Annotated in this window: 13 protein-coding genes; 7 read left to right on the forward strand and 6 right to left on the reverse strand. The window is 50.9% G+C overall.

Annotated features, from left to right (window positions below; translation table 11 throughout):
* Positions 1 to 39 precede the first annotated feature (39 nt).
* Both ACXAGQ_RS13090 and ACXAGQ_RS13095 read right to left on the reverse strand, forming a co-directional pair.
* Positions 40 to 528, reverse strand: coding sequence for a (2Fe-2S)-binding protein (locus ACXAGQ_RS13090; protein ID WP_475254285.1), 489 nt, complete (start codon positions 526 to 528; stop codon positions 40 to 42).
* The gene (locus ACXAGQ_RS13095; protein ID WP_475254286.1) at positions 525 to 3,782 is read right to left on the reverse strand and encodes a molybdopterin cofactor-binding domain-containing protein; all 3,258 of its coding nucleotides are present in this window, start codon (positions 3,780 to 3,782) and stop codon (positions 525 to 527) included. The genes ACXAGQ_RS13090 and ACXAGQ_RS13095 overlap by 4 nt, the downstream gene beginning before the upstream one ends.
* Positions 3,783 to 4,363: 581 nt before the next feature.
* Between ACXAGQ_RS13095 and ACXAGQ_RS13100 the strand changes: the two genes are divergently transcribed.
* Complete coding sequence (locus ACXAGQ_RS13100) at positions 4,364 to 5,737, forward strand: 8-oxoguanine deaminase (protein WP_475254287.1); 1,374 nt, start codon at positions 4,364 to 4,366, stop codon at positions 5,735 to 5,737.
* A 116-nt stretch (positions 5,738 to 5,853) separates the two neighbouring features.
* Here ACXAGQ_RS13100 and ACXAGQ_RS13105 read toward each other — a convergent pair whose 3' ends face one another.
* The 4 genes from ACXAGQ_RS13105 to yqeC form a co-directional block, all read right to left on the reverse strand.
* On the reverse strand, positions 5,854 to 6,402 hold the full coding sequence (locus ACXAGQ_RS13105; RefSeq protein WP_475254288.1) for a rhodanese-like domain-containing protein: 549 nt from the start codon (positions 6,400 to 6,402) through the stop codon (positions 5,854 to 5,856).
* Positions 6,403 to 6,438: 36 nt separating this feature from the next.
* Complete coding sequence (locus ACXAGQ_RS13110) at positions 6,439 to 6,885, reverse strand: MauE/DoxX family redox-associated membrane protein (RefSeq protein WP_475254289.1); 447 nt, start codon at positions 6,883 to 6,885, stop codon at positions 6,439 to 6,441.
* Between the two features lie 176 nt (positions 6,886 to 7,061).
* Positions 7,062 to 8,660, reverse strand: coding sequence for a selenium-dependent molybdenum cofactor biosynthesis protein YqeB (yqeB, locus tag ACXAGQ_RS13115; RefSeq protein WP_475254291.1), 1,599 nt, complete (start codon positions 8,658 to 8,660; stop codon positions 7,062 to 7,064).
* Between the two features lie 44 nt (positions 8,661 to 8,704).
* Positions 8,705 to 9,628, reverse strand: coding sequence for a selenium cofactor biosynthesis protein YqeC (gene yqeC, locus ACXAGQ_RS13120; protein WP_475254293.1), 924 nt, complete (start codon positions 9,626 to 9,628; stop codon positions 8,705 to 8,707).
* Positions 9,629 to 9,667: 39 nt separating this feature from the next.
* Here yqeC and mocA point away from each other — a divergent pair, with 39 nt between their 5' ends.
* The 6 genes from mocA (at position 9,668) to ACXAGQ_RS13150 (ending at position 18,717) form a co-directional block, all read left to right on the forward strand.
* A complete protein-coding gene (mocA, locus tag ACXAGQ_RS13125; RefSeq protein ID WP_475254294.1) occupies positions 9,668 to 10,258 on the forward strand; it encodes a molybdenum cofactor cytidylyltransferase in 591 nt (196 codons plus the stop codon).
* A gap of 460 nt (positions 10,259 to 10,718) precedes the next feature.
* Positions 10,719 to 13,835 (forward strand): putative selenate reductase subunit YgfK, encoded by a 3,117-nt coding sequence (gene ygfK, locus ACXAGQ_RS13130; RefSeq protein WP_475254295.1) that lies wholly within the window; start codon positions 10,719 to 10,721, stop codon positions 13,833 to 13,835.
* A gap of 14 nt (positions 13,836 to 13,849) precedes the next feature.
* Positions 13,850 to 15,178 carry a putative aminohydrolase SsnA gene (ssnA, locus tag ACXAGQ_RS13135; RefSeq protein WP_475254297.1) on the forward strand — a complete coding sequence of 443 codons (1,329 nt, stop codon included), beginning with the start codon at positions 13,850 to 13,852 and terminating at the stop codon, positions 15,176 to 15,178.
* 14 nt (positions 15,179 to 15,192) lie between these two features.
* A complete protein-coding gene (locus ACXAGQ_RS13140) occupies positions 15,193 to 17,364 on the forward strand; it encodes a xanthine dehydrogenase family protein molybdopterin-binding subunit (protein WP_475254299.1) in 2,172 nt (723 codons plus the stop codon).
* On the forward strand, positions 17,354 to 17,824 hold the full coding sequence (locus tag ACXAGQ_RS13145) for a (2Fe-2S)-binding protein (RefSeq protein ID WP_475241675.1): 471 nt from the start codon (positions 17,354 to 17,356) through the stop codon (positions 17,822 to 17,824). The genes ACXAGQ_RS13140 and ACXAGQ_RS13145 overlap by 11 nt, the downstream gene beginning before the upstream one ends.
* A complete protein-coding gene (locus ACXAGQ_RS13150; RefSeq protein WP_475254301.1) occupies positions 17,818 to 18,717 on the forward strand; it encodes an FAD binding domain-containing protein in 900 nt (299 codons plus the stop codon). Before ACXAGQ_RS13145 ends, ACXAGQ_RS13150 begins: the two co-directional genes overlap by 7 nt.
* The last annotated feature ends 265 nt before the right edge of the window (positions 18,718 to 18,982 follow it).

An 18,982-nucleotide genomic window follows, 5' to 3' on the forward strand; every position in this document is an offset into this window, starting at 1 on the left:
TAAAAAAGCTCCCCTGCTGATTAGGCAGGGGAGAAAGACTTACGGGGTGATGTCTTCAATGACAGCATTGATGGCATTCAGGATGGGTTGATAGCCCGTACAGCGGCACAGGTTGCCCTCTAAGGCATCCAAGACCTTCTGTTGGCTTGGGCGTTGATATTTCTTCAGCAAGGCCCAGGTACTCATCAGGACGCCGGGAGTGCAAAAGCCACATTGCACTCCGCCACGCTTGATAAAGGATTGCTGTAGTTGCTGGGCTAATGGGTCGTCCTTTAGCCCTTCGATGGTCACGATTTGGCTGTCTTGGCATTGGGCGGCCAAGATCATGCACGAACATACAGCCTCGCTATCCATCACAACGGTGCAGGCGCCACATTCGCCTACGGCACAGCCTTCTTTGGTTCCCGTTAGCCCGAGATCTTGGCGAAGCAAGTCAAGCAAGCGGGTGTTGCCTGTGACAGACAACTGGTAAGGGCGACCGTTAACGCAGAGTGACAATGGGATCAGGTTTTCAGCAAGCAGGCTCATTGCACTTCTCCTTGTAGTGGCTGACCTTGTAGTGGCTGATGGAACTGCTGATATCGAATATCGTTCATAAGATCACGGAACATATTGAGATAAACCGGTTGTTTGTAGGCGGCAGACCAACGGCCACCAATGGCCTTGTCGATCATCGCTTCGAGCTCTTGGCAGGCTTTCTCGATGTTCTCGTTGTTTAAGGGGTGGCCGAGCAGGGTTTGTTCAACCGGTTGTAGTCGTTGCGGTTTGCTAAATAGTGCACCGTCCACCAAACGGCAGTGGGTTATCACCCCGCTGTCATCTCGCTCCATCAGGCAGCTGAGGCTCAAGCGAGTGATATTCAGTGCATTACGCCTGCCGAGCTGACGGTATTGCTGGATGCAGCCAGTCTTTGAGGACGGTATTGGCAAGATCACTTTGGTCAGCAACTCTCCGGGCTGTAGCTCGGTGCGGTAGCCGCCAGTGATGAACTCGCTGATTGGCAGTTCTCTCATCCCTGCCTTATTTTTTAGTACTACTTTGGCATCGTAGATAACCAGTGGCGGAACGGAATCAGCGCATGGCGCCGCGTTGACGATGTTGCCCCCAACGGTAGCCCGGTTGCGGATTTGGTGCGAGCCTATGGTATGGCACGCCTCAGCCAGCAAGGGGTAGAGCTGCTTAATGTCTGGGTGTTCGGTTAGGTGGTTGAAACACACTCCCGAGCCGATATGCCACTCGTTACCGCAGCGCTCTATCTGGCAAAGCTCTGGCAGTTTGGCAATGTTGACCAAGGTGCGAGGTTCGTTCTGTAACCGGCCTTGGACAATCACATCAGTACCGCCAGCCAAAGGCATGGCACTGCCGTCAGCTAGCAACTCAAGCGCCGCTGCCAGTGACCCTGGATTTTTCACCGAGAAGCCATTGAGCCGGAGGGTCTGCTTTTTCTCGGCTGAGGCATGGAGCAATTCACTTTGGCGGGCTGGCTTTTTGAGGTTATAGCCCAGCACAACCTGTTCGAGGGTGAGCGGCAGTTGGCGATGGCGTGTCCCGGTAGCAAAGGCGACCGCATTGGTAATTGCCGCGGCGGCAAGCTCTGCAGCAGGTTCGCCGATACTCTTGGCACCAAAAGGCCCGCCATTGTCGATATTTTCCACCGCGTGGATAGAAAGCGAAGGAATGTCTTTAATCGTTGGCAGCAAGTAGCTGTCGAGGTTTTCCGATTTCACTTGGCCGTGCTCGATGTTGTAGTCTTCCAGCATGCCAAGGCCGACACCTTGGGCGATCCCGCCGGCGACTTGCCCTTCATAACCAATTTGGTTGATAACTTGGCCGACATCGTGGACAGCAGTAATATCGAGAAGGTTGATTTTACCGGTACTGGTATCAACTTTCAGGTCGACGATTTGGCAGCCGTACACCCAGGTGAAATAAGGTGAGCCAGTGCCTTTTTCTTCATCCCAGTGGATTGCCGGTTGGTCGAACCATCCGTAGGCTGCCAAGTTAACCCCCGCCCATTTGGTGGCATTGGCCGCTTCGGCAAAGCTGATGGATTTATCTGGTGCGTGGCGGTTACAGATTTCGCCATGGGCCCAGAGGGTGTCATCGAGGCTGGTAACACATAGCTGCTCTTTGATCACCTCGAAAATGCGCTGCTTGATTTGCTCGGCACCGTCTTTGACTGCGTTGCCACCGGTAACGGTCGCCCTTGATGCGACAGTTGGGCCGCCATCAGCAATCAGGGAGGTAGGTGGCTCGATAAATGTGACTTTGGTTACCGGTAAGCCGAGTACTTCGGCGGCAATCGTTGCCATGGTAGTTTGCAGCCCTTGGCCGTTCTCACACACACCGGTCGAGACATTGACGCTACCGTCGCTGTTGACGGTTACCAAGGCACTGGAGGTATCAACCCCTTCAGCCCCCATCGAGCACCCACGATAACTTAACGCCAGGCCGATGCCGTATTTGATATGGTCGGGCTTGGCATTCAACTCGGCATAGTGCTCTCGCTTGGCCTGGAACTCACTGCGCTGGGTCGCCTTGTCCAGCACCTCAATCGCTGAGACATTGTGGTTATCAAATACCTGATTGGTAATACTTCGGCTGCCCTGACGCAGGGCGTTACGCTCCCTGACCTGAACCGGGTCTAGCTCGCAGGCTTTGGCTATCTCATCCATCAAGGATTCATTGGCAAAGATAATTTGCGGTGAGCCAAACCCCCGCATCGCACCGGACATACTGTTGTTGGTGTAAACGCCTTTGATATCGACCCGAACGTGCTCGATATCATAGGGACCAGCTGCCTGAACCACTGAGCGCCATGTGACGAAAGGGGTACAGGCGGCATAGGCACCAGCATCGGCCAGAATATCGACCTTCATGCCTTGGATCTTGCCGTCCTTGCTGACCCCGACCTTGTAGTTCATATAATAGGGATGGCGCTTGGTGCTTTCGATGATTGACTGCTCGCGGGTATAGGAAAATTTCACCGGCCGACCGGTGATAGAAGCGAGCAATGCCGCTCGGCAAGAGAGGTGGTCAATACCGTCATCTTTCCCACCGAATGAGCCGCCCATAACCGAACGTTTCACATTGACCTTGGCTTGGTCGATGGCCATGAAACTGGCAACAAAGCCGCGAACCCGATGGGGGTTCTGAATCGAGCCGGTGATCACTAAGTCACGCGAGGTGGGATCGATATAGGCCGTGACAGATTCCGGCTCAATATAGGCGTGTTCCTGGAAGCCGACCTGATACGTATGCTCAAGTACGATATCGGCATTGGCAATGGCTGTTTCGGCGTCACCTTTGTCGGTATGGTGGCGGTTGACGACATTGGAGCCGGTTTCGGGGTGGATCAGGCGTGCACCATCGGCCAGTGCGTCATGCACATTGCCGATTGGGGTAAAGGGCTGGTAGTCGATTTTGATTTTATCGGCTGCCAGGCAAGCCGCTTCATAACTTTCAGCGGCAACGATAGCAACAACATCGCCGCTGTAGCGAACCAGTTCATCACATATCGGGTGGTAATCTCGAATGATAACCCCTGTTGCAGGGTCTCCGGGGATATCTTTGAATGTGGCTATCCGTACTACGCCTTCGATGGCGTCAGCTTCAGATGTGTCTATGCCAAGGATTTTGCCCGCCGGGATATCGGTATAGCGACACACACCATACAGCATGCCGGGCATTGTAATATCATCTCCATATATGGCCGTACCGGTTACTTTGGCTTGGCCGTCTACGCGGGGTAGGCTGTGGCCTACGTGATTGAAACGCGTCATTAAACACTCCCTCTTACATTGGCGACGACGATCTACCAATGACAAACAATGTGCTAAATAAATTGCTGCATCGAGGATGACAAACTACGAAATTACGCGAAATTGATAGTGAATTAGCGATATTTCATAGTGACTTCGACCCAGCTATAAAGGCATTAATCAGGCCACAAAAAAGCGCATGTCTGATTTGTCAGGCAAAAGTGTGAACTCAAGGGGGAAAGTTTGTCGTGTTAGTGAGCAACTTGTTGCTCGCTGAGAGGGGCATCAAAAATCAGATTTCTTTATTGTGTTGATAAATAAGACTTATTTTCATTTATTTGCCAGAGGTATCATTTTGATAGTCTCAATTTGGTAATGAGAGCTGCTTGGGTCAAGTTTGATAGCTTGGGAGTATTGATTTATCAGTATCTTGGAGGCGTTTCGTGGAATTGGTAACGTCTTTGCATTGCCTTTGCTTGTTCTTTGAATGAGTAAAGCGGCAATATAAAGACGATTTTTCAAAGATGTTTTTTGTGTTCAATAACAACTTAAACAAAGTCCTTCTCCCCTGAAATGGTTGCGAAGGCTAAGGAAAACTATGGATGGAAACAACGTGGATTAAAGATCCTCTCGCAATTTTTACCGCCACCATGAAAGATGATGGTGCAAAGCAAAATGCGCAAGGCGGTATCGTTATTCAAGGTAACCGAATTCTCGAAACCCTCGCTCTAGGTGAGCGGCCTTCCGCACCGATAGACGTTACTGTTGATGCCAGTCAGCATGTTGTCACCCCAGGGCTTATCAATGCCCACCATCATTTTTATCAAACACTGACTCGCGCTTACCCCGGTGCGCTCAACAAAGAATTGTTCCTCTGGCTCAAAAGCCTCTATCCGGTCTGGGCGGGGCTGGATGAGGAGATGATGCGGGTGGCGACCGAGCTGGCTTTGGTCGAGATGATGATGTCAGGCTGCACCACCGCCTCAGACCATCATTACCTATTGCCACTCGGGCTGGAAAATGCCATCGATATCCAGGTTGATGCAGCGCAGCAACTGGGTATCCGGGCGATACTCACCCGTGGTTCGATGAGCCTGGGGGAAGAGCAGGGAGGCTTGCCACCGCAACATACCATTCAGCACGAAGACGCGATTATTGACGATAGCCTGCGTCTGATCCGTGAATACCACCAAGCGGATGACGGCGCCATGGTGCAGGTTGCACTGGCACCTTGCTCGCCATTCTCAGTGACGACCGAGCTGATGAAAGAGACCGCAAAGATAGCCCGCCAGCATGGGGTGATGCTGCATACTCATTTATGCGAAACCAAGGATGAAGAGCATTTCTGTCTTGAGCGGTTTGGATATCGTCCGGTGGATTACCTTGAAGAAGTCGGTTGGCTTCACGAAAGGACTTGGCTGGCCCACGGTATTCACTTCAATGACGAGGAAATACGTCGGCTCGGGCAGGCACAGGTGGGGATCTGCCACTGCCCAACATCGAATATGATGCTGGCCTCGGGGATATGTCGTAATAAAGAGCTAGAAGCAGCCGGTGCCAAAGTTGGGCTCGGTGTTGATGGCTCTGCGTCCAATGACGGTTCCAATATGATTGCTGAAGTACGTATGGCCATGTACCTGCAGCGCTTGCGTTATGGCTCTGCCGAGGTGACACATTATGATGCCCTGCGCTGGGCAACCGCAGGTTCGGCGGCTGCGATGGGGCGCAATGATATCGGTAAGATTGAAGCGGGGATGCAGGCTGATATCGCGATGTTCAAGCTTAACGATATCCGTTTCTCCGGCAGCCATGACCCATTAGCCGCCTTATTGCTTTGTGGCGCTCAACAGGCCGATAAGGTAATGGTCGCTGGTAAGTGGCGGGTAGTGGATGGCCGTGTACAAGGTGTTGATCTCGATGATCTGATGGCACGCCATAGTGCGGCGGCTAAACGCTTGGCTATGAAGGCCCAATAAGACAAGCTTCCATCTAAATGGAAAGGCTGAATCCTAATTAAGATTCAGCCTTTTAGTTTTGCTGTTAATGGATTTTAGTTAGCAGTTCTAGTGAACAGATCTAAAGTGAACTGGTTCTATAGAGAACTGGTTTTAAAGCCTGCACCTTTCCACGCAAAGATACCGCCAGGGTAACGGTAGACATTGGTGTAACCCAGTTTCACTGCCCAAGCTGCTGCGTTATGGCTACGACCACATTTCACGAACCCGCAGTAAAAGACCAAGGTTTTATCTTTGTCTTCGCCTAAAAGCTTGCTGAAGTCCTCGATAGATTGCTGGTCGGTTAAGGCAGCGTCCCATTCAGGCATATCCGGAATAGGGAACTCGAACTGTTTGGCGCTAGGGATATGCTCTTTCTTGTAGCTGTCTTTGAACGGCATGGCGTCGACAATCATCACATTGCTATCTTGCTCGATCATTGTCTTAAGCCCGTTGGTGTCGATAAGCTGGTAGCCGCCGGCAAGGGTATCGTTATGGAGCTTGATCGCGACTTGCTCGGTTTCAACCTCGGCTTTGAACTTGCCGCCAAACAAGGCAGCATTCGCACTAAACGGCAGGATTAGCAATGCACTGGCAAGAATAAAAAGATTGAGCCAAAAACTGCGCCCGGCTTTGTTCATTATCATGATCGTATCCTTATGAAAAATAGCTATTACGCCCCATCACACGGCCGGTGTGACAGGCCGGTGGGTAGCCAAATTGTTGAAGTAATAAAGCGCTGCTGAAACGAGAAGCACGAGCAGCATGATGAGAAACTGAGGCTCTAAAGTGCTATAGACGTCTGATTGCACTGAGCCAGGCAGGTAGCAACCGCAATCAAAATGTAAGCCTTGATATAGCGCCAGACCCGACAGGGCAATGTGGATACCGAAGCCTGCAACAACAGGGAGTAGGGTGGTAATGCCCAAGTAAGCCGTGAGGGCACTGATACCGAGCGCCAATGGGATGGCGAAAGCAATGGGCTCGACATACATAGCTGGGACGATACCGGTATCGCTGAGCAGCAATCCGGTGTGTTCAGGTAAGAAGAAGCCTTTGACAGTAAGTGCTGCAGCGCACATCAGTACAAAGGAGGTAACAAAATGATGGAAATAGCCTCTAGTTTTCATAATTTGATCTCTTCCTGTCGTAATACCCAGCCTGTCGGTTAGCCTCATAAACAGCGAATGCTGGTGGGGGAAATCTAGGCTGGTAAATTTGTCAGGCTTGAATCCCTCAAGCCTGACTGTATCTGTCCCACCACCGCTTCGAATTACCCTATTAGAAGCGGTTGGGGGGAGTTGGTTTAACTCATTCTGTGTTGCTCCAGGTGTAACATGGCTTCGAGCACACTGCCGCCTATCGCCCGCGCCTTGTCAGACACCGTGGTGTAGTCCGCTTCCTCGCCGCGTGGGTCGATATCGCCAATCTTGAAGCCTTCGCGAACGGTGAGGCCGTTGTTCAGTAATCCGCGTACCATACCGCCAAGAGGCGCTACGACAGGACTATCACCGATGTGGGCAATCACATCCCCCTCAGCGACAATGTCGCCCAGTTTGACGTGGCTGTGCATGACGCCGGCGCATGGGGCTCGTAATACCCGCTGGTGGGTATAGCCGGCAATGTTGCCCGGTACCCCGGTATTTGGCTCTGTCGCACCTTGGTAGATAACCCGTCCCAAATGGTGGCCACGGTTGGTTTCGATCACCGCATCGCAGTCTTTGCCTGCGGTAAAACCTGGACCGAGAGCAATAGTGACGGGGGCCATGTCTTTCTGGGTGCCGACATTGTGCTTGGCCAAAATGGCATCAACGAGGAAGGTTGGCTTCAGCGTACCTGCGTAGCTGCAATCTTCATCGACCACAACCGGGATCTGGTTGCGGTCAAGAATGTCGAACACTTCATCTTTGTTATTGGCTTTGCAGGCGGTGATCCCCTCCACTTCAACCGGTTCGCCATACAGGCACTGGCCGAATGACACGCTGCAGCGGATCATGGTGGGCTTGGCAATATCCGTCATAACGACTTTGTAGCCGGCATTGAACAGGCGGACAGCAACACCGGTGGCCATATCCCCAGCACCCCGAACCAACACCAGTTTGTTCTGGTTTAGGCGGGTGTCATCTTTCATTTGGCCGCCAGCCGATTCATGTTTCACCTTGAGAATTTCCGCCATGATACTGATGGCGATTTCTTCAGGGGTTTCGGCACCGATATTGAAGCCGATTGGGGAATGGATATTCTGGATCCTGACTTCATCCACCCCGCTTTGGCGCAGGTGGGTAAACAGGGTTTGTACCTTGCGGCGGCTAGCCATCAGGCCGGTATAGCGGGTTTCGCAATCGACCACTTTGGAAATCGCATCTTGGTCTTGGTGGTTGGTGGCAATCACCACATAGCTGTCTTTGTTGATATCAAGCTGGTCGATGGCCGCTTCCATGGTATCGCCGAGCAGGCGTTTGGTACCCAATGGGAAGTATTCTTCAGCTAGGCTATCGGCATACGCATCGGCTACCGAGATATCGAAACCCAGTACATGGGCTGCTTGGGCAACAGCTCGGTTGACGTGGCCAGCGCCGATGAGGATCAAGCTCGGGCGCAGGCCATAGACATCGACAAACACTGTCATTGCACCGCCGCAGTCCATGCCCATAGCATCCGGGCCGTTGCGGGTCATCCGGCCTTTGACGACGCGGGGTTTCCTTTCTTGTAGGGCTTCCAAGGCTTGTTCGATAACGTACCGTTCGATCATGCCGCCACCCACAGTACCGATGATGCTGCCATCGGCTTTGACGATCATCTGGCCGGAATGGCGCGGGGCCGAGCCGCGGGTTTCAATGATATTGGCAAGGGCAAAAGGGACGTTGTCTTGTTCGAGTTGGGCTGCCTTGGCAAAGATATTCATGTTCTATGACCTCTGTACTGACGAAGTCAGGTAGCTGCTATGATTCAGTGGCATGACTCAGTGGCATTAGCTACTTGTTCCTTCAAAATGACTTTCTTGATTGGTGCTTCCGTCTGCATTTCTGCCAGCCAAACCGTATCGAGTTGTGGGCTGTTCACCAGCACCTCTTCTGCTATCTGGCTCACTGCTTGGGTATCATTGGCTTTATCCATTTTGTTTATCAGCCACACCTGTTTCGCTGTTCTTGGGCTTGATTTGAATAACCCCAGCGGGTGAGAAATCAGCGGTTGTAATACGTCGGCATCAATCACATCACCGGGTTGGCACTGTGTTAGGGCTGAAAAAGCCGGCCAGCGGTGGATGCGTTCAGGTATCGCCTTATGGTTGATAGCCTCTGCGCCGGTGACACCAATCACCATATCCGAGTAACTCGGAATGCAAGGCTCATGCCCGTGAGGGGCTTTTATTGGCAATGAACGCGAGCCGTCGCCTTCAATAATAAAAACTGTGAAGGGGAAGTCATTTTCGAGTTTTTTTATCTCTTTTTCAGATAAGCCAGATACTTTCAACCTTGCTGTTTTCAAGTGGTCTGTTAATAACGATTTGTAGCAAAAAGTGATTGTGGGATCATAAAAACAAAAAGCATCTTGTGTTAAAGCATCATTACGTACTTTTATTCTTTTTTCATTTTCTTTTTTATTGCAGTACATGGCATCTATAGGAAGAATATAGTCAGCCTGATCTGCATCGGGTAAATACATTTTTGTAGTGGTAGTGAGACAGACCGCATGGCCCCATTGCTTGAATTTTCTAGCTAACCAAAAGGCGGCTGATGTTTTTCCGCCTCCACCGACTAGAGTAATAAACAACGGGTTAGTTTCAGCAGTTAAATGGTATTGGTATAACTCTGACAGGATAAACTGGTCTGGAGTTTGCTCTATTAATCGTGTCTGTGTGTTATTAACCATACGACCACCATAATTATCATTAAAGGAGTATGTTCAGTGATGGATAAATCGTTACGTCCCGAACGCTTAGACTGCGTAATGCCTGCTGCAGGCCTGTCTTCAAGGATGGGGGACTGGAAACTCATGCTACCTTACCAGCAGTACACAATCCTTGATGCAAGTATCGAAAATGCGCTCTCATTTTGCCGCCGGGTAATTTTGGTTGTTGGCTATCGTGGCGCAGAACTTATTGAAAAATATAAAAATGATCCAAGAGTAAAGATAGTGGTCAACGAAGATTACAAGGCAGGCATGTTTAGCTCTATCCAGCAGGGAGTCCGGCATGTAGAGAGCGATTTTTTCTTTATTACCCATGGTGATATGCCTTGTGTGCCGCCGCATATCTTCCGTGATGTATGGTTTGAGAGAGGCGGCTGTACCGTCTTCCCTGGTACTGCCGTAAGGCCCGGTCATCCGGTGTTGATCCCCTGCCGTTTGAAGAGCATGGTGCTCAATGCCAATATTCACTCGTCGATGAAGAAGATTATCTTCCGCTATCCGGTGAAATATTTGGGGTTGGATTGCGAGGAAATTTATTTAGATGTCGACACACCGCAAGCTTATGAAGAGTTGTGTGCAGTGTCACAATAGTGCTATCAACTTGATAGTTGATAATAGGCTTATTATCAATCTGATATCGAGATTACATTTATCTCACATTTTTCATTTTATTTTTATCAGATGTTTATTTTCTCATGGCAGGTAATATCTATCATAATAGTTGATATCAAACTGATAGCTTTTTATTAATATGATAGCAATTCTTTCCTAATCAATAATCATCCTCATTTGAGGTGTTTTATTGTTTGATGATTTCTTTTTTTTAACAGCTATTTTCTTGTTTTAAATAAATTCGGGTATTTGTCACCGGTCACAAAATGCGGTCAACTTTCGACTTTGCTCACGAAATTCATTAATAAATCCACCGGTTTTGATGGTGCTGAAAAAGTTTGGCTCAGTAGTTGCTCTTATGTGTTTAGCTTATTTAGCCCTACACATTGCGCATATAAATGTGCCTAGAAGAACAAGAAAAGCATCAAGGAGATCTATCATGGGAGATATCATGCGCCCCGTTCCGTTCGGTGAGCTACTTAACCGAATGTTTAGTGAATACAAGCAGAGCAAATCTATCTTCGGTATTCCAGAGAAGCAGTTCTACCGCAAAGCGAGCAAAGAATCACTGGCGGTTTGGGGAGAGTATTGTGAAACCCCTGTTGGTCCTGCGGCTGGTCCTCACACCCAGTTAGCTCAGAACATCATTACCTCTTGGCTGGCGGGTGGCCGCTTCATGGAGCTTAAAACCGTCCAGAAGCTTGATCAGTTGGAGATCGCCAAACCGTGTATCGATGCTGAAGATGAGTGTTTCAACACAGAATGGTCGACAGAATTCACCCTGCTAAAAGCCTACGACGAATACCTCAAGGCGTGGATTGCCCTTCACTTGCTAGAAGAAGTGTTCGCGCCAAGAACCGATGGCGAAGCAAAATCTTTCATCTTTAACATGAGTGTCGGTTACGATCTGTCAGGGATCCAAACCCCGCCGATGCAGAAATACATTCACGATATGCTCGATTCCAGCGAGCACCCAAGTTTCCACGCCTACATCAGCGAGCTGAAAGCCTTTATCCAGGATCCTGAGTTCATCCGCGAATATCAGCTAGAAGAAAGAGTCGATCGCCTGAATGCGTTGGTCGACGAGATCCCAGCCCAGCTGACCCGTGGTGTTACCCTATCAACCATGCACGGTTGTCCTCCGCATGAAATCGAAGCTATCTGTCGTTACATGATTGAAGACAAGGGTATCAATACCTTCGTTAAACTGAACCCAACCCTATTGGGCTTCGAGCGGGTACGCGGCATCCTCGACAATGCAGGCTTTGACTATGTGGCATTGAGCGAAGAGTCCTTCAGCCACGACCTGCAAATCAATGATGCCAAAGCCATGCTGCACCGCTTGGTTGATTTGGGTAAAGAAAAGGGCATTGGCTTCGGTGTCAAGCTGACCAACACCTTGGGGACTATCAACAAGAAAGGCCGTTTGCCTGACAAAGAAATGTATATGTCTGGCCGTGCTCTGTTCCCGCTATCAATCAATGTCGCGTTGGAGCTCTCTCGTGAATTCAACGGCACATTGCCTATCTCTTACTCGGGCGGTGCGAGCAAATTCAATATCAAAGAGATCTTCGAGGCGGGTATCCGTCCTATCACCATGGCAACGGATCTACTCAAGCCCGGTGGTTACCTTCGCTTGTCAGATTGCGCCAAAGAGTTAGAAGGCAGCGATGAGTGGGGCATGGGCAAGGTGGATTTGGTCAAGCTTGAAGCGCTAGCTGCGAAATCGCTTGATGCCGACTACGTCCAGAAAGAGTGGCGTGGCCCAGAAGAAATCAGCGTGAAGAAAGCAGTGCCGCTAACAGACTGCTATGTTGCCCCTTGTGTCACAGCTTGTCCGATCAGCCAGGACATTCCTGAGTACATCCGCCTGATGGGCGAGCACAAGTACACCGAAGCGCTGGAAGTGATATATGCACGTAACGCCTTGCCTTCTATCACCGGCCATATTTGTGATCACCAATGCCAGTACAACTGTACCCGCCGTGACTATGAAGGTGCGTTGAACATCCGTGAAATGAAGAAAATCGCACTGGCCAAAGGTTGGGATGAATACAAAGCCAAGTGGCATGAGCCAAGCCTAGACACAGCCAAGCACCCTGTGGCGGTGATTGGTGCAGGTCCTGCCGGTTTGTCTGCGGCTTTCTTTATGGCACGTGCCGGTCACCCTGTGACAGTGTTTGAGAAAGAGAAAAACGCTGGCGGGGTAGTGAAGAACATTATTCCTCAGTTCCGTATTCCTGCCGAAGCGATTGAGCACGACATCCAGTTTGTTCGGGATCACGGCGTGAATATCGAATACGGCTGCAACCCAGACCTAACCATCGATGTGCTTAAGCAGAGCGGCTTCAAGTATGTCTGTTTGGGTATAGGTGCTGACAAAGGCAATCCGATTTCACTGGCGGGTGATAACACCAACATCTACAAGTCACTGGAATTCCTGCGCAGCTTCAATGATGGCGAAGAGCTCAAGCTCGGCAAGCATGTTGTGGTTGTCGGTGCCGGTAACACCGCAATGGATAGCGCCCGTGCCGCATTGAAAGTTGATGGCGTTGAGAAAGTCACCATCCTGTACCGCCGTACTATCGCAGAAATGCCAGCCTACAAGGAAGAGTACGAAGAAGCAGTGGAAGATGGTGTTCAGTTCATGTTCCTGACCAACCCTGAGCAGTTCGATGCCGATGGCAAGCTGACCGCCCGTGTGATGGAGTTGGGTGAACCGGATGAGAAAGGCCGCCGCCGCCCAGTTGCAACAGACATGACTGTTGATCTTAAGGTTGATGCCTTGATCACGGCTGTTGGTGAGCAGTCCAACTGCGATGTCTTGTCCCGTATGGGTATCCCAATGGGTGAAGACGGCTGGCCGGTTGTTGACCGTGAAAGCTGTGAGACGGCGGTTGAGAATGTGTTCTTGATGGGTGATGCCCACACGGGTCCATCATCAATCGTATCGGCCATTTCAGGAGGCCGTAAGGCGGCAACCACTATCTTGGCCCGCGAAGCACAGGCCGATGAGCAGCTTGAAGCAAAATCCGATGTGAAAGTAGAAGCGGTATATGCCCGTAAGGGTGATATCCAGGTCAAGCTGATTGAAGCCAACAAGCTGGAAGAAGCCGACCGCGAAGAGTTCATCGAGCAGGAAGCAAAACGTTGTCTGGAATGTTCTTACATCTGTAGCAAGTGTGTGGATGTCTGTCCGAACCGTGCCAACATTTCGCTGCCAATTCCGGGCTTCCGTGACCAGTTCCAGACGCTACACCTTGATGCGTACTGTAACGAGTGTGGTAACTGTGCCCAGTTCTGCCCATGGGATAGCAAGCCGTACAAAGACAAGTTCACGCTGTTCAACCTGCGTGAAGACTTTACCAACAGCACCAATGCCGGTTTCTTCGTCGAAGGTGATGAAGTACTGGTACGCAGTCACAGTGAGATTTATTCCTTCCGTATTAATGAGCAGGGCAATGTGGACATGCCAGAGTCGCTCGCTGATGAAGCGACGATTATTAACTATGTCATGGCTAACCACAGCTACCTGCTTGGCAAAGTAGAAGTTTAGTGAGGAGCCAGGGAATGTTAGTACTCAGAAACGCAACAGCCGTGCAGTTTGAGCCTGCACTGATCAAAGAAGGCGTCGATATTGTTATCGATGGCGACAAAATCAAGGAAGTTGGTGCCAATTTGGCCGCCAACTACCCAGATGCCCAAGTCAAAGACATGAAGGGCAAAATGGTGATGCCGGGTATTGTCTGCTCTCACAACCACTTCTACTCTGGGTTGGCGCGCGGGATCATGGCTGATATCAAGCCAAGTCCTGACTTCATCTCGATACTGAAGAACCTGTGGTGGCGGATGGACAGGGCGCTGGACGAAGAAGCCTTGTACTACAGCGGCTTGATCTGCTCGCTGGAAGCTATCAAGTGCGGGTGTTCATCGGTGATTGACCACCATGCCTCGCCGAACTACATCGCCGGCTCGCTCAATACCCTGCGTAAAGGGTTCCTCAAAGCTGGTCTGCGCGGCATGACCTGTTTCGAGACCACGGACCGTAACCACGGCATGAAAGAGATGGTAGCTGGCGTCGAAGAGAACATCGCGTTTGCCCAGTTGATCGACCGTGCCAAGGAAAACGGCGAAGAGCCTTACTTGGTAGAAGCCCATATCGGTGCCCACGCACCGTTTACGGTGACCAATGACGGGTTGTCGATGATGGCCGAAGCGGTACAGGCAACCGGGCGTGGGATCCATGTTCATGTAGCCGAAGATCGCTACGATGTGACTCATAGTCACCATCACTACAGCCAGGACATTGTTGAGCGCTTGGACAGCTTCGGCTTGATCAACGAGAAAACGCTGTTGGCACACGGCTTGTTTCTATCGGAAAAGGATATCGCCATCCTGAATGCCAAAAACGGTTTCTTGGTCCACAATGCCCGTTCGAATATGAACAACAACGTGGGCTACAACGACAAGCTGACCCGCTTCCAGAACGTTGCACTAGGTACTGATGGCATCGGTGCAGACATGTTCGAAGAGCTCAAGTTCGCCTTCTTCAAGCATCGTGATGCGGGCGGCCCATTGTGGCCAGACAGCTTCCTGCGCCACCTGTGGAACGGTAACGAAATTCTTGCCCGTAACTTTGGTGCGAAATTCGGTCGCCTAGACGCCGGCAACAAGGCTGATCTGACCATACTGGATTACACCAGCCCGACACCGTTGGTGGCAGATAACCTAGCAGGCCATATCGCCTTTGGTTTCAATGCCGGTAACGTCAACAGCGTAGTGGTTGAAGGTCGCTTCGTTTACGAAAACCGTGAGTTCCCATTCGATGTGGCTCCAATTTACGCTGAGGCACGCAAGGTGGCGATGCGTTTATGGCAAACCATGGATAAATTGGACTAATGTGAGAACCCGTTATGGATACGGTAAATACGCACTTTAAGTGGGAGGAAGCCACAGGAGCTGCGAAATATATTGCCGATCGCCATTACGAGGGACTATTGGAAGGGCGGTTTTACCGCTCTTCTTGCCCTCGCGGGCGGATCAAATCGGTAACACTTCCAACCTTGCCTGACGGCTACCATATTTTCGGCGCAGATGACGTCCCTGGACAAAATGTTTTGCCGATCGTTGAGATCGACTGGCCAGCCTTCGCTGAGCAAGAAGTACGGTTTGTCGGTCAGGTGATCTTCTTGGTTGTCGGGCCTGATCCTGATGTCGTTGACGAACTGCTTGGCGAGATCGCCATCGAATACGCGCCACTGGAACCTGCCTATACGATTGAACAATCCAAAGCGCTGAAAGACGGCGCGATCCATGCCGATGACAACGTGCTTGATACCCATATGCTGCACAAAGGGGATATCGACGCAGGTTTTGCCAAGGCAGTTACCATCATAGAAGAGACCTGCTCGACCGGCTATCAAGAGCATATCTATCTCGAGACTCAAGGTGCCGTTTGCTACCCACAAGATGGCAAAGTGGTGCTGGAAGGGTCGATGCAATGCCCTTGGTATGTCCACCACACCATGGCTGTTGTGCTGGGTCATGACAATGTTAGGGCAATCCAGTGTCCTACCGGCGGTGGATTCGGCGGTAAGGAAGACTTTCCTGATGTGCTGGCAGCGCCCTTGGCAGTCGCAGTTGAGAAGCTGCAAAAGCCAATTCGAATCATTTTCGAGCGCGGGGAAGATATCGCGACCACCTCGAAGCGTCACCCTGTCACTTTTCACTATAAAACCGGTATCGATGCCGATGGCAAGATAGTTGCTATGGATATCAAGTTCGATGTCAACGCCGGTGCCTACCTGAGCCTGTCCGGCATTGTGCTACAGCGCTCAATCACGACTGCCACCAATGTTTACGACATTCCTAATGTCAGGGTTGAAGGCCATGCGTGGGCGACCAATACGGTGCCGACTGGCGCATTTCGTGGCTTTGGCTCGCCACAGAACTGTTTCTGTATGGAGACCCATATCCACCATGTGGCCAAGAAGCTGGGAGTCGATCCGGTTGCGTTCAAGCAGCAGCACTTCCTTACCTCTGATTCCCACTCTTTGACCGGAGCGGAAATTTTCGGTGATTTGGTTCTCGACGAGATGCTGCAAAAAGTGCTGGATATGTCGGACTATCAACGTAAATTCGTCGAATTTAACCTGCCAAATCTAAACCAAGCCCAAAACCAAACCGATCTTTTGGGCAAACGTAAGGGGATCGGCCTTGCGGTATTCCAGCATGGATGTGGCTTTGCCGGTGATTTGGAAGATACCTTAGTCAGAGCCAAGGTCAAACTGCTCAAGGATACTGAAGACAAGGTCCAGATATTGGCTTCCAATACTGATATCGGCCAAGGCTTGAGCCTGACGTTCCGCAAGATTGTGGCAGATACCCTTGAAAAGCCACTGGATGATATCCAAATAGCCGTGCCGGATACTGGGATTGTGCCAGATTCTGGCCCTACAGTTGCTTCTCGTTCGATTTTGATCGTTGGTTATATCCTCGAAAAGGCAGCGAAAAAGCTGAAAAAATCATGGATTGCCGGTGAAAAACAGGAGTTGGAAGAGGTTTACTGTAAGCCTGATTATCATCAGTGGGATCAAAATACCTACCAGGGCAATGCCTATCAGGCGACCAGCTATGGCGTTAACGTGGTCGAGGTTGAAGTCGATATGGCGACAGGCGAGGCGGAAATTTCCGGAGCCTGGGCGGTGTATGATATCGGCAAGGCTATCGATGGCACCATATTCAGGGGTCAGATCGAAGGCGGTTTAGTACAGGCGCTAGGGTATGGCAGTTGCGAGAAGCTGGAGATGACCCAAGATGGCGTGTTTGCCCAGCGTTCAATGGCAGATTATGTGATCCCAACAGCACTGGATGTACCGGCTATCGGTAGCGATCTTGTCGACAACCCATACCCTTATGGTCCGAACGGAGCTAAAGGTGGTGGTGAATTGACCCACAACGGCGGGGCTGCAGCCTTTGTCGCAGCAGTTGAAAATGCCATTGGTGTGCCTTTGTCGTCCATTCCTGCAACCCCGGAAAAGATATGTGAGGCTTTGGCTAAGGGAGCGCTGAAGTATGAAGATTGAATTTTATCTCAACAGTCACCTTGTCGTTGTCGACGTTGATCCAATGCAGTCTTTGCTCCATACCCTGCGCGGAACCATGAACCATACCGCAACCAAAGAAGGCTGCGGCGAAGGGGAGTGCGGAGCGTGCTCTGTGCTGTTCAACAATCGCTTGGTCAACGCCTGTATGATGCCTATCGGCCAGGTACAGGGCGGTGATGTGATGACCTTGGAAGGATTGCGCCAGACCGAAAAAGGCCAGTGTGTGATCAACGCGTTGCTCGAGGCCAAAGGTGTACAGTGCGGCTTCTGCACACCAGGTATGGTGTTGGCACTCTATGCCTTGCTAGAAGTCGACCCTAACCCAACCGAGCAGGTTATCCGCACTGCGATATCCGGCAACTTATGTCGCTGTACTGGTTACGGCATGATAGTCGAAGCAGCCAAGATTGCTGCCAAGAAAGGAGAAGGCTTATGGTAAATGTCTATCGGCCTGAAACGTTGGCGCAGGCATTGGATACCCTGTCGATGGGCAAGCTGACAGTATTTTCCGGCGGCACGGACTTGATGGTACAGCATGGCGTCAGGGCAGGGATGTCACCAAGGTTCGAGCAAGATGTGCTGTTCGTCGATGCCATTGAAGAGCTGCAATATATTGCGCCTGGAAAGCCTGTTCACAGCGAGCAAAGCAGTCAAGAGCAAGCTTTATACATTGGGGCTGGTGTCGTGTTGGCGGATATCGAGCAGCACCCGTTGGTACCGTCGGTACTTTGCCAGAGTGTTGCCAAAATAGCTGCGCCCGCACTGCGTAACCGCGCCACGCTAGCTGGCAATATCTGTAACGCTTCTCCAGCGGCTGACTCTTTGCCTGCCTTGTATGTGCTTGATGCCCGTGTGGTGCTGTCATCGATACGCGGACAGAGAGAAATGCCATTGGAAGATTTCATCTTGGCGCCTAGGGTGACCGCCCTCAAGCCTGATGAAATGCTCAGCCATATTGTGATCCCGCAGCATGACCTGCCTGAAGAGTTCTACCACAAGGTCGGCACGCGGGCTGCCAATGCCCTTAGCAAGTTATCGGTGGCTGGGTTGGCCCGTATCAAACGCTACCCCAAGAAAGCCCCCGTGCTTGAAGAGTGGCGGGTTGCTTTTGGTGCGGTTGGTCCAACGGTCGTCCGCAGCCGCGAGCTGGAATCCTTGGTTATCGGCCAATCTTTGGAAACACTGGCCAACCCTAGCTTTGTTGCCCAGGTCGTCGGCTGTTACCGCGAAATCATCCGACCGATAGATGATCAGCGTTCTACGTCAGCTTATCGTCAGCAAGCATCGCTTAATCTACTCACTCGTTGGCTTCAGCAGTTATCCCGCTGCTGACAGTTAACATCTCCCTTCTTGTAAGTATTTTTGTTTACCTTTTGGTTCGGGGCCGCTAGGCCCCTTTTTTTGGTTGGGCTGCTAACTCGATTTTGCCTTTTCCTTGTTGTGTTATTCATTTTTACGACCAGACCATTCTTGAAAGTGGGCTCTTTCAGCACTGCATTGTTGTAAGGTTAACGTTTTTATTTGGTGATCGGATGTGCCACCTCGACCCCGCTTTGTAGTGAGTCCAGAGGTTAGGCATAAGTTACGATTTACTATT

Source organism: Photobacterium sp. ABD4_091 (genome assembly GCF_056160145.1).

Excerpts from the sequence above, each read along its gene's own strand:
- ACXAGQ_RS13090 (WP_475254285.1), bottom strand. The coding sequence starts at position 528 with ATGAGCCTGCTTGCTGAAAACCTGATCCCATTGTCACTCTGCGTTAAC.
- ACXAGQ_RS13095 (WP_475254286.1), bottom strand. The coding sequence starts at position 3,782 with ATGACGCGTTTCAATCACGTAGGCCACAGCCTACCCCGCGTAGACGGC.
- ACXAGQ_RS13100 (WP_475254287.1), top strand. The coding sequence starts at position 4,364 with ATGGAAACAACGTGGATTAAAGATCCTCTCGCAATTTTTACCGCCACC.
- ACXAGQ_RS13105 (WP_475254288.1), bottom strand. The coding sequence starts at position 6,402 with ATGATAATGAACAAAGCCGGGCGCAGTTTTTGGCTCAATCTTTTTATT.
- ACXAGQ_RS13110 (WP_475254289.1), bottom strand. The coding sequence starts at position 6,885 with ATGAAAACTAGAGGCTATTTCCATCATTTTGTTACCTCCTTTGTACTG.
- yqeB (WP_475254291.1), bottom strand. The coding sequence starts at position 8,660 with ATGAATATCTTTGCCAAGGCAGCCCAACTCGAACAAGACAACGTCCCT.
- yqeC (WP_475254293.1), bottom strand. The coding sequence starts at position 9,628 with ATGGTTAATAACACACAGACACGATTAATAGAGCAAACTCCAGACCAG.
- mocA (WP_475254294.1), top strand. The coding sequence starts at position 9,668 with ATGGATAAATCGTTACGTCCCGAACGCTTAGACTGCGTAATGCCTGCT.
- ygfK (WP_475254295.1), top strand. The coding sequence starts at position 10,719 with ATGGGAGATATCATGCGCCCCGTTCCGTTCGGTGAGCTACTTAACCGA.
- ssnA (WP_475254297.1), top strand. The coding sequence starts at position 13,850 with ATGTTAGTACTCAGAAACGCAACAGCCGTGCAGTTTGAGCCTGCACTG.
- ACXAGQ_RS13140 (WP_475254299.1), top strand. The coding sequence starts at position 15,193 with ATGGATACGGTAAATACGCACTTTAAGTGGGAGGAAGCCACAGGAGCT.
- ACXAGQ_RS13145 (WP_475241675.1), top strand. The coding sequence starts at position 17,354 with ATGAAGATTGAATTTTATCTCAACAGTCACCTTGTCGTTGTCGACGTT.
- ACXAGQ_RS13150 (WP_475254301.1), top strand. The coding sequence starts at position 17,818 with ATGGTAAATGTCTATCGGCCTGAAACGTTGGCGCAGGCATTGGATACC.